This is a genomic window from Gimesia aquarii (assembly GCF_007748195.1).
Classification (GTDB): Bacteria; Planctomycetota; Planctomycetia; order Planctomycetales; family Planctomycetaceae; genus Gimesia; species Gimesia aquarii.
Genome location: NZ_CP037920.1, coordinates 6,371,072 through 6,382,299 on the forward strand (window position 1 = coordinate 6,371,072; position 11,228 = coordinate 6,382,299).

At 43.7% G+C, this 11,228-nt stretch carries 7 protein-coding genes; 3 read left to right on the forward strand and 4 right to left on the reverse strand.

Translation table 11 applies throughout. The features are described from left to right. Positions 1-40: 40 nt before the first annotated feature. The 3 genes from V144x_RS24355 to epmA are packed head-to-tail and all read left to right on the forward strand — an operon-like array spanning position 41 to position 5,564. Entirely contained in the window at positions 41-3,949 is a 3,909-nt protein-coding gene (locus V144x_RS24355) for an FHA domain-containing protein (protein ID WP_144989137.1), read from the forward strand. Between the two features lie 47 nt (positions 3,950-3,996). Continuing rightward, on the forward strand, positions 3,997-4,455 hold the full coding sequence (locus tag V144x_RS24360) for a DUF1499 domain-containing protein (RefSeq protein ID WP_144989139.1): 459 nt from the start codon (positions 3,997-3,999) through the stop codon (positions 4,453-4,455). A gap of 50 nt (positions 4,456-4,505) precedes the next feature. Beyond that, positions 4,506-5,564: an EF-P lysine aminoacylase EpmA gene (gene epmA / locus V144x_RS24365; RefSeq protein ID WP_144989141.1), complete on the forward strand. Its 1,059-nt coding sequence runs from the start codon at positions 4,506-4,508 to the stop codon at positions 5,562-5,564. A 65-nt stretch (positions 5,565-5,629) separates the two neighbouring features. On the opposite strand, the gene V144x_RS28855 is transcribed toward epmA, so the two are convergent. The 4 genes from V144x_RS28855 to V144x_RS24385 all read right to left on the reverse strand — a co-directional run bounded on the left by V144x_RS28855 (position 5,630) and on the right by V144x_RS24385 (position 10,674). Then, positions 5,630-6,634, reverse strand: a complete 1,005-nt coding sequence (locus tag V144x_RS28855) for a DUF1559 domain-containing protein (RefSeq protein ID WP_144989143.1) — start codon at positions 6,632-6,634, stop codon at positions 5,630-5,632. Between the two features lie 350 nt (positions 6,635-6,984). Then, positions 6,985-7,575, reverse strand: a complete 591-nt coding sequence (locus V144x_RS24375) for a 3'-5' exonuclease (protein WP_144989145.1) — start codon at positions 7,573-7,575, stop codon at positions 6,985-6,987. A gap of 152 nt (positions 7,576-7,727) precedes the next feature. Further along, positions 7,728-9,404: a glycosyltransferase family 39 protein gene (locus V144x_RS24380; RefSeq protein ID WP_232102628.1), complete on the reverse strand. Its 1,677-nt coding sequence runs from the start codon at positions 9,402-9,404 to the stop codon at positions 7,728-7,730. A 199-nt stretch (positions 9,405-9,603) separates the two neighbouring features. After that, entirely contained in the window at positions 9,604-10,674 is a 1,071-nt protein-coding gene (locus V144x_RS24385; protein ID WP_144989149.1) for a hypothetical protein, read from the reverse strand. Between the last annotated feature and the right edge of the window lie 554 nt (positions 10,675-11,228).

An 11,228-nucleotide genomic window follows, 5' to 3' on the forward strand; every position in this document is an offset into this window, starting at 1 on the left:
CTGAATTAAAATTCATCATCGCGCTTTTGGGAGTATCAGGATGTTAACCACATCATCCCTTCATTCAGAGATGGCACAGAAATCCGGGGAATTTCAACTCCAGGTTTCTCTCCTGCCTTTGACACACGCAATCACGCCTGTCGAATTAACAACAGGAGAGTATCAAGTCGGGTCTTCTCCCGATTGTCCAATTCGGATTGAAGTTCCGGGAATCGCAGAATTACATTGTATCATTATTGTTGGTGAACAAGAGGCTTCAGTTAAAGCGGTCGACCCTCGCGTCTGGGTCAATGATCGGCCTGTCAGACAAATTTCGTTAACACCAGGAATAAAATTTTTCGTAGGCCCCATAGGTATCATGGTAGAGTCTGTCACACAAGTTGCAGTTGAATCAAATGATGACCACAACCAACGCAAAGATACTCTGGCAACAGATCAACAAATTGAGAACCCTGGCGAGTTGCAGGAAGTGGTAAAGTACCAGAAAATGCTTGAGGAACGTCAGCAGATGCTGACAAAAATCGAAGCGGAGCAAGTCGAGCTACAAAAGGAGATGCAACAACAGGAAGCTGAACTTGCTAAATTACACCAACGTTTTCAACTTGACCCAACAGCACAAAGTACGACCTCAGTTGAACAAAACCAAGTTCTAGAATCACAAAGCCAACAACGAACTTTCGATGAAGCGATTCTCGAACTGGATCATAAGCTGAATCAGTTAGATTTACTTCAACAGGAAGTTTCAAGTGAACAGGAACAAATACTCGCTCAACAGAATGAGATAAGAACGCAGAAACAAAAGTTGGCTCAATTCGAGACGTCTCTCAAACAAGAACAGAATCTACTGACGGAGCAGCAACGAAATTTGATACATGGATGGCTCGACCTGGAACATCACCAGGCAATTGGACAGACAGAACAAGAGACCGAACGGGCATTTCTGGAAGTACTCAAGTCAGAACATGAAACGCGTCAAACCGCCGACTCATTGTCAGAACAATCATTAGCAGAATATGAACGTGATTTGAGCGAAGAACGCAGTCGCCTGGAATCCTGGTCAGAAGATTTGGAAAAACAACAGAATTCACTGCGGAATCAGCAGGCTACTCTAGCAGAACGAGAGCAAACGCTTGAATCAAACTTAGAATCTAAAGCAGACCAGGAAGACTTACAACAAGAGTTGCAACAACAAAGAGAACAGCTGCAACAAGAACATGAGCAGCTGGAAACTACACGCCAGCAATTGGAAGAACAACAGTCGCAATTACAAGATCAAACTGAGGAACTAAATCAACAGCAACGAGAAACCGAAGCCCTAAAAGCAGATTTCGATCAAAAAAACTCTACCTTGATCGACCTGGAAAATGAACTCTCTCAACGACAAGATAAGCTGGAAAAACAGCAGACAATTCTCGATGAACAGCAAGAAAATCTTGAAATAAAACAATCTGATCTGAAAGCAGAGCACCAGACACTCGAAACAAAACGTGAAGAATATATGGCCCAAATTGCTCAACTCGAAGAACAAAAAAGTGCTTTCGAAACAGAGAAATCAGAGTGGAACCTTTCACGCACCACTTTCGAACAAGATCAAATTGAGTTAGATCAGCAGAAACAGGAGATCGAAGAACGGCAGAAATCGCTATTAGAACGCGAAGAGCAACTGACAACCAAAGAACAGGAATTGAACGAACGAGAAACTGCCACTCAAGTCGAACCGTCTACTTTAAATGACGAACAAAACGAGCTTGACCGTGCTCATGCATTGTTAGAGGCTGATCTTGAAAAACTTGAAGTACGCGAACGAGCACTTACTGCACGCGAACAAGAACTGGAAACATCGCTCGAAGAATTCAAAGAACAACAGGCTCAGTCTCAGACAGATCAGACATCCAATGCAGCTGCACAAGAAGAACTTGACCGCGCTCTTGAATCGTTAGAAGCAGATCACGAAAAACTTGAAGAACGCGAGCATGCTCTTACTGCACGCGAACAAGAACTGGAAACACTACTCGAAGAATTGGAAGAACAACAAGCACAGTCTCAAACGGATCAGACATCCAATGCAGCTGCACAAGAAGAACTTGACCGTGCTCTTGAATCGTTAGAAGCAGATCGCGAAAAACTTGAAGAACGCGAGCAAGCATTTACTGCACGCGAACAAGAACTGGAATCGTTACGCGAAGAATTCAAAGAACAACAGGCACAGTCTCAAACAGATCAGACATCCAATGCGGCTGCACAGGAAGAACTTGACCGTGCTCATGCATTGTTAGACGCTGATCGCGAAAAACTTAAAGAACGCGAGCAAGCACTTACTGCACGCGAAGAACAATTGGCAGCCAGAGAGAGCGAGACAGATGAGTTAAACACTGATCACGATTCTGTAAACAGTGATCAAGCAGATTTATCCGGAGAACGGGAAGCACTGGAGCGGCTCAAAGCGGAGTTGGAGCAACAGGAAACAGACCTGAAAAACCGCGAAGAAACTCTAACGATCCGCGAGCAAGAATTAACTGAGGCAACACCAGAGGGTGCAGATCAGCAAGAGAAGATTGATGAATTGACAAGAGAACAAGAAAAGTTGTCTCTGAATCATGATCAACTGCTGATTGACCGGGAAGAGATCAATCGACAAAGAGAGCATCTGGAATCACAGCGATTACAAATTCAAAAGAGCCAGGGAGAATTGGAAGATCGTGAGCGAATCGTTCAGATCCGCGAACAACAATTGGATGAGCGGGAACAATTTATTGCTGAAATCGGGTTAAAACCGGTTGATTGTGATGCGGATGTCACTGGTGGCTCAGAAGTTGAAGATACTCCTGTATTCGATCAAGAAGGAATTAGCTCTTCTGATGAGCCTTCAACAGAAATTCCACAAGAACCAAGTTCCCTACTACAGTCGTTCATGAACGATTCAACAGATGATTTAGCAGAGACAAATTCTGAAAATCCAGCGTCAGAAGAAACACTGTCGAAGACAGGGAGCTTACTCAATTTATTCACAAAAAAAGAAGAATCTGAAACAACAGATTCAGAACAAATCACAGAGCAGAACTCTGCTCCCGAAGAAAAACCAGAGGATTCAGCAGATCAGGAAGATTCTTATATCCTCGATGATGCAGAAGATCCCAATTCTGTTTCTGCCTATATGGAAAGATTGCTTGCCCGCTCACGCGGGAATAGTTCTGGCACATTAGAGTCTTCATACTTAGAAACTCAAAATACCACTTCCCTAAAAGAAAAAGAGAATGAGGAACCAGAGTCTGAGGTAGATAGTCAAATAACTCCTTCTACGAGTAGTTTTCTGGAATCGCAACTGACATCAGAGAAACTCTCAATGGAAGAAAAACTGGAAGCATTGAAGGAAGCTCCCGCGCATTTACAAGATAAGGATGCAGTGCGAGATGCCATGAACTCCTTCCGCGATGTTGCCAACTACTCGGCACGGATGGCAATTGCGCGACACTCCATGAAAAACCAACGAACTGATCTGATCTTTAAAGGTGTTTTGGCTCTGGTTTGTGTCGTGACCACACTTGTTATTTTCGCCGAATCCATCTGGGGACAAAATGGACTCGGTGTAACAAAATGGGCTGCATTAGCAATCAGCATTGCGGCAACGACATTGTTTGTTCGCGCGTATAGTTCTGTTAAAAAATTATTTCCCCATCAGGAAGAATCAGATTCGGACTTACCTGCGAATTATGAGCAAGATGCTTCTGAAGATCAATCAGATCAAGAAGCTGATTCACTCAATGAATCCCTGGAGGACACCAACGAAGTCTATGAACAACCGGAACAGTTGCTTTCAACTGAAGAAGAACTACAATCTCTGGAAGAGCAATTACTAAAGACAGCCCGCGCAAAGGCAAAACATTCTGCACCTTTGTCTGAAGAAGACGATGACAGCCGAGTTCAAGATTTTGAAATGGATCAAGAGTAATAACCAGTCATTCAAAAAAAACGTGGAACGGGAGGCGTATTAGAAAGATGATTCTTTTCTGGTGCGTCTCTTTTTTATTAACTGTTTATTGCGTGATTGTGCTTACTAACTACATACTGCCTGCCCCGTCAGACCTGGGAGTGAGAAATCAGCGATTGAGCCCCTGTCCTGATTCTCCAAACTGTGTTTGCTCACAATGTGTGTCTCCGATGCATTTTATTGAGCCCATTAAATTTTCAGGTTCAGGCGAGAAGGCCTTAAAGCGATTAGCAAAGATCCTCAGTCAACAACAAGGATGCCGGATTATCAAACACGAAGGAGACTATCTCTATGCCGAGTACTGCTCTTTCTTTTTTCGTTTTGTGGATGATGTTGAGTTCTGGCTTGATGCCCACGAGAATGTGATTCAAGTTCGATCGGCTTCTCGTGTAGGTTATTCTGACATGGGAACCAATCGCAAACGAATCGATAAGCTGCGTCACTTATTCGCTAACAGCGACCAGTAATTTCCGGCTACTTTCTTCTTTCAACAATTCCCCTGACCATGAATCAGCACATGCAAGAGAAACTTGAATACCTTCCCACAGCATCAATCGAAACGCTGAAATTCCGCAGCAAACTCTTGCACGCAGTCCGTACGTTCTTTGAATCCAATGGTTACTGGGAAGTAGAGACCCCCATTCTTTCCCGTGATTCGGTAGTCGACGCTTTTATCGACCCCTTCACCACCTTATGGCATCCTGTCGAGGGACTCGAAAAACCTGAAACAAATACAGAACAGGCAACACGTTTTTTGCAGACCTCACCTGAATTCGCCATGAAACGGCTACTGACGGCAGGCGCGGACCAGATTTATCAGATCACTCACGCTTTTCGACAGGCCGAGCAAGGAACCCTGCATAACCCCGAGTTTACAATGCTGGAATGGTATCGACTGGGGGAAACTCACTATGAGCAAATGACATTTGTGGAGTCGCTCGTGCGACATGTCTACCAGGTAGCCGAGTCATTTTTTGATCAGAATACGAGAAATCCACTGCCTGTTGAGCAATTTGAACGTTTTAGCTTTGAGGAGGTATTTCGAAAACATGCAGGCCTCTCCGCTTTAAATTCGAGTGCAGAGGAGTTTCGACAAGCCGCCTTACAACATCAAATTTTGGTTCCATCCGGCTTTGATGAGACGGATCGTTTGAGTTGGCAGAACTTATTGCTGGTGGAATTGATAGAACCCGCCCTCAGCCAGTTAGGAGCTGTGTTCCTCTACGACTACCCACCACAGCAAGCGGCTTTAGCTCGCGTTCGTGATGATAGTGAGGAGAGTGGACACCACGTCGCAGAACGATTTGAACTTTACTTACAGGGTATCGAGATCTGCAACGGGTATCATGAATTGACCAATCCGCATGAGTTACAGACGCGCATCGAACAACAAGCGAAACTGCGGTTAAAAGAAAAGCGACCTGCATTGCCAGCAGAAAGCTATCTTCTGCAGGCAATGGAAGCCGGTTTACCCGCTTGTGCGGGCACTGCGCTGGGCATTGATCGATTAATCATGCTCGTACTGGGAAAACAGACACTACAGGAAGTCATGGCGTTCACGTTCGAACGTGCTTAAAGACCCAAGTTGGGCTTTTAGTAATCGAGCAGAGTTACTCCATTCTGAAGAGCCCTCATTCCAAATTACCATTCACCGGTAATACGCTCGCCATCATTCCTTACACAGAGTTGCCGAAAGAGATTGGTATCAATATTTTTCGCCATCGACTTAGTTGAACCATCAGCCAATGCAAAATGAATTACACCATCATGCCAGGAACCAAAGGTCAGGTAAAATGCGTTGCCCTCTTCCGGAGGACCATCAAAGTTACGCTGCTCATGAAATGTTGAATTACCATCAGAGCTGGCGACAAATCCTGTTACTGCACTATGGCTATCTGCCCAGAATCCAAAAGAGGATTCACCAAACATCAGAGTGTTTGTGGTGCCATCACTGATATCTCTAATACGGGTTGAACTGTTAGGCCCGAAAATCCCCCCTTTAAATCGACGGGTAAAAGGTATCACTGATAGGTTACCTTCAGTATATCCGCCCACGCCTCGATAATTGGAATACCCAAGTCCACGCGGTCGATTTGCAGGAAGAGATGCACTAGGGCAAATATAGCTCTCAATCGCCACTGTACTGGCTTCTTTACTGTCGTCTGAAAATTTATAGCGATCATAATCAATGTTGATGCTAGCCTGGTCCAGCTCAGCGAGCATCAATGCTTGCCAGCCCCACCACGGAGAAAGCTCCCATTCCGTCAGGCGATATTGGGTAAGCCGGTTCCCAGCTCCATCGACTTGATTTGTATCGAGGGGAATTAACACATCCTCATTAAATCGAACATTGGCATTGTTGATTGGTGACGGAGGAGGTAATGGATTGCCATCCGAATCATACTCTAAAAGCTCAATCCAGCCCGAGGGGAGACAGCGGAATGAGCTCTCATAGTTGAACGCTGCCAGACCAAGCTGTTTCAGGTTATTGATACATTGTGTTCGGCGGGCACTCTCCCGAGCCCTTTGAATGGCTGGCAAGAGTAGAGCAGCGAGAATGGCAATAATTGCCATCACGACCAGGAGTTCAATGAGAGTAAATCCACGGCGAGGCGATTGCTTTGAACTCGGTACATATTTGCGCATCGATAATTCCCTTGAAGTGATCATCATTTCCCCAAACTGATACTTTTAATGATGAATTTAGATCTATAACGTGATGGTTTGGCAGATTACTACTGCATAGTTTACATTTTCTACCGTAATTGCAATGAAGTCAATTCTATAGTTCATGTGAACCTGACAAATTGACTTAGAACACATGAACACTCGATTATACTAAATCTAGAATTTCAAAGCAAACAGTAGTCTGGATTTTCTGAATGTCTTTGATCGTGAAATCTCACCTTACCCCCCAGGTAATCTTGTTTCTTACGCTTTAAAACAGTAATTCGCGGGATATTTTTAGATCTGGTCGAATGAGATTCATTTCAATTTTATTTTACAGAAGCGACTTTTTCTATCCCGACAATATAAGGCATGAGCTTTGCCATGTTTCTGGCATCATCGATTCCACGATGATGCGTCCCCTCTAATGTGATATTCGCCAGCTTTAAAGCCCCTGCCATACCATATTTTTTAGTCAAACCTTGAGACTTCGAGAACTGTTTTTTGAGATTCAGATGGCCCGAGCGAAAGGGATAGGCGATTTGATGGAAGCGGCAATCTTGCTCAAACTGGCTTTTGTCATAATCGCCCCAGGAACAGAAGAGATACTGATCAAAAGGCGTCAACCATCGTTGTAACAGAGAAAGCGCTTCGGAATAACGGGGAGAATCGGTGAGATCAGATTGCCTGATCGACGTTAACTCCGTACAAAACGGCGTTAGTTGAGGGTGCCTGACAGGTCGAATAAACGTTTGAAATTCATCAACGACAGAAAGCGATTCTTGCGCGACAATCACCGCCCCAATTTCAATAATTTCCATCTCAAGGCGGGGAACTGTTTTTTGATTACAGCACGTCGCTTCCAAATCGATAATCAGAAAAAAAGGAATCCGACGAAATTCATCCTGTACTTGACTCATGCTCTCACTCTCTGCAAGAAGACCCACATCGCTTCTATCGCTTGATGATTCATCATGAAATTGATAGTGAGACAAATACGGATAACAACAGGTTCGCTGTCAGAGTCAATAAGCATTGGCCAAAACGTATATAAAAAAAGCAGGATGTGATTTTAGTAATCGTTTTTTATCTCTGGTAGCCCAAGTTCGTTTCGAATTTGATTCGCCTGGTCTAACGTGATGTGATAAACAAGGTAGGAATAGGCAACGCGATCAATCGGTTCAAATTTCGAGAAGTACGTGAAATCTGCTGGTTTATTTTCGTAGTCCATCCAGAAATGACGCCATCTGCCATCTCCCATTGGGGCATCCCAGTAGGTCCCCTTTAAATGATTCACGTCGATCACATACCAGCCAGGACGAGGACCATAATCGATCGTTCTCTCACTTAATTCTTTGACGGATTCTAGTGGGGCAAGTGGCGGAAGCGAATATTCTATACCAGCGGCAAGAGGGTCAACCCAACCAAAATTGGCAACGTGTAGTGGTCTCGCTTCCGGATGTTCTTCACACCATTTTTTTAAAAACAGTAAATCCTGTCCCCAGGCCGTGGGGCTATCAATCAGATATTCAGCCGCCTTCTCAGGTCCACCTGTCAGCTCATTATAGTAAGATAAACTATGTGGGAAATAATAGAGACTACTCATTATGGCCCAGGCAAGTGAAACTGTCACTAATGCTGCCGTGCGGATGTTATGGAGATGAAATGCTAATGCCACACGGCTTGACCACACAAAAAGAAATGGCAACACGGGTATGATATAACGCGGATGCATACTAAACGCCGTTTGCGAACTGACAAGAGTCACAATGACGATGATGGGCAACATCAGACATAACTCATCGAGTAGGGATAAACGATATCTGGCATTGAAACAGAACAAAGCTGCTGAAGTCAGATAGATTATCAATATGCCTAAAGGGGTTTTGATCAAAAACGCAAAGAGATAAAAATACCACCAGCCACCCAGCTTCCAGTCACCATTCAGATACGACCAGCGTGGATAATCAAAATCGGCTTTTTGCCTATCCAATCCTAGAACATAATCTTTGGGGAAAGGAACAGGGATTTCTCCCCAAAGCGATTCTTTAAAGGCGTTTCCGGAAACATGGTGTTCTTCGTCTTGTGACCCGGTCAGAGTATTACTGATAAACGTAAACTCTCTCAGTTTTTGAAATGAGCCCTGAAAATGGTAGCACAAATTGATGAGATAGATGCTGAAGAGAAACATAACTGCAAGCTGAAAGGCATCAAGATACCATGTTGTTGGTTGCTTGCTATTTGAACGGAAACGGCTGGCAATCCAAAGTACGGGGTAGATCAAGTAAAACACCAGTAAGGTAAATTTGGTTAGCTCCGCAACACCTAACAAAAAACCCGAGAGCAAAGTGTTCGGCCAGTTTGGTCGTTTCATCCAACGCCAGAAAACATAGCTGGAGAGAATCCCGGTCGCCGCAGCCGGGACATCGGGCATAATAAGCGAGCCATGACCTAAGATCGAAGGGCTAAAACACCACAACATCAATGCGAATAAACCAGAAGACCAACCAAACAGATCACGTGCCCACCAGTAACAGCACAACCCTCCTATTACACTAAAGGGAATACAAAACCACCGCCCCCAGGTATATAGATCAAAAGTCTGCCGATCATTGATTTTTGCAAAGGCAATACCGATGAGAATCTCTGCCCGGCTGGTGTCGGAAATGTCGTGTTGCTGCCAATTTGTTCTATGATCCTGGAACAAAAGCGGTACTGCAGCCACCATGCGCGGCAGAGGCGGGTTCACACGATAGAGCTCAAAAGTGCTATGCTGAAGGTGGCTCAGTCCCGCCGGGAGATGACCAATTTCATTGAACGTTGGACTATGTCGTTTTGTGCTATATGCCAATAATATTATGTGAATTAATAATATTATTACGACAATTGTAGTTCGATACTTGCTTGGATGACTCACTTCAAAATATCGCCCAGAGTTTCAGTCATCTTCAAATCTTTTGTTCTGCAGGAGCGTTAATTTTTTGTAATCTTTTCCATGCCAAGTATATTATTACCATCAAAACAAAAATAACATTGACGATGACAAAAGGGTTCTCCCACCAGCGAGTGACGGGCGCAGCAGCAACTTTAGGATCTGACAGAGCGTTGTGCCGATACGATTTCACGATTTCATCATCCTCGATTTCATAAATGAGGGCACCATCGGGAATCTCAAGATTCTGGAAAAATGAGAGATCATAATGAGGATCCAGCGAGACATGCTCCGTGGTAAATCTTTCAGTCCATCTCACCGTTTTTTTTTTCTCACGCTTTATTTGGAATTTATCGTATGCAGTAAAGACAGCCTCTTTGGGAAACCAGATTCCAGGTTTAATTTCAATCCAGTTCAAAACCTCAGCTTCTCCCACCGGTAGATCTCTCGAGAAACTAAACGTATAATTAAACACTCGAACTGGAATAAAGTTTTTCTGAGCTGCTAACCAGATTTCCCAGCGTAAGAATGGCCGATCTCCAATGAACGTTGTGACCCACACTTCATGACACTTCAAACCCTTAAAATCAGCCGTCCCTTTATATTCAACCTGTAATTTTTTACGTTCATCCCAGTCTCCAATAGAGGCTGCAGCAATCGCCTCATGGCCGGATAAGTAGGTTGATAGATCTGCTCCAAATTTAATAGTATTTATGAAAAAAAGCGTATGAGGTCTGACTTGTTTCTTGTCACCTGAAAAACCTTTGATCAGATTTACAATTAATTTTTGAGAAAGCAGCTTCGAATTTTCTCCATCAAACATTTTATACTCTATCCTCTCATCTGAATCTCCATCTTCAAATTTTCTATCACTTTTTTTTTCTATTCTGTATTTTCCCTGCTGACCAACATACCAGATAGAATTTTCATACTGAGTAATGATGCGACCTTTCGGTATCGTTGTCTGCTTCGTCTTTGTTTGCTTCGGTGTCTTTTGATACTTTCTGCTGTAGTCAATATCAATACGAACGTCAATATCTTCGTACAGGACTTCGTTTTCATGTATCCGATCAAGGACTGATTTCATCGTCATCTCTGCGCTGAGACCGTTCGCAGTAAAAAAGAGGGAGATCAAGAGTATCAATAAAAAATGCATCGAAAATGAAGAAGAAACAAAAGATCGCATATCTATCCTCAAAGTACTTTTGTTAATCAGCATAGATGGCTATTAGAAAAAAGTAATATCAATCCAGATTCAGGAAACACAAACAGTAATATTAGAAGCAACCGTCGTGCCCAGGTATTGGATTATAAAAGTCGTCCCTTACATCTCCGCATGTACATATTTTTCCATCTTCACCGACTAAATTGCAAATAAGGTCCGTACCAACAATTTTTGGTACCCTATTCTCACAAAAGAATATCTCCATCTCCTCGCAATAAATCTCGGGGCCACCAAAATCAGGTGTGCATGTGTTTGAAGCAGACACAGTAGGAACACATGCCTTAAAATTGAGATCACCGCCCCCATTCCCCATGGCTACGCAGTCGCTCTGGTATAATCCAACTATACACTCTTCACAGTGATCACCGCGCACATTGCAAGTTGCACCCGGGAACTCGTAATCGCCAAAACTATAT

Bases quoted from the DNA above. Each gene is read 5' to 3' on its own strand.
- V144x_RS28855 (WP_144989143.1), bottom strand. From the start codon at position 6,634: ATGCGCAAATATGTACCGAGTTCAAAGCAATCGCCTCGCCGTGGATTT.
- V144x_RS24385 (WP_144989149.1), bottom strand. From the start codon at position 10,674: ATGAAATCAGTCCTTGATCGGATACATGAAAACGAAGTCCTGTACGAA.
- V144x_RS24375 (WP_144989145.1), bottom strand. From the start codon at position 7,575: ATGAGTCAAGTACAGGATGAATTTCGTCGGATTCCTTTTTTTCTGATT.
- V144x_RS24360 (WP_144989139.1), top strand. From the start codon at position 3,997: ATGATTCTTTTCTGGTGCGTCTCTTTTTTATTAACTGTTTATTGCGTG.
- epmA (WP_144989141.1), top strand. From the start codon at position 4,506: ATGCAAGAGAAACTTGAATACCTTCCCACAGCATCAATCGAAACGCTG.
- V144x_RS24355 (WP_144989137.1), top strand. From the start codon at position 41: ATGTTAACCACATCATCCCTTCATTCAGAGATGGCACAGAAATCCGGG.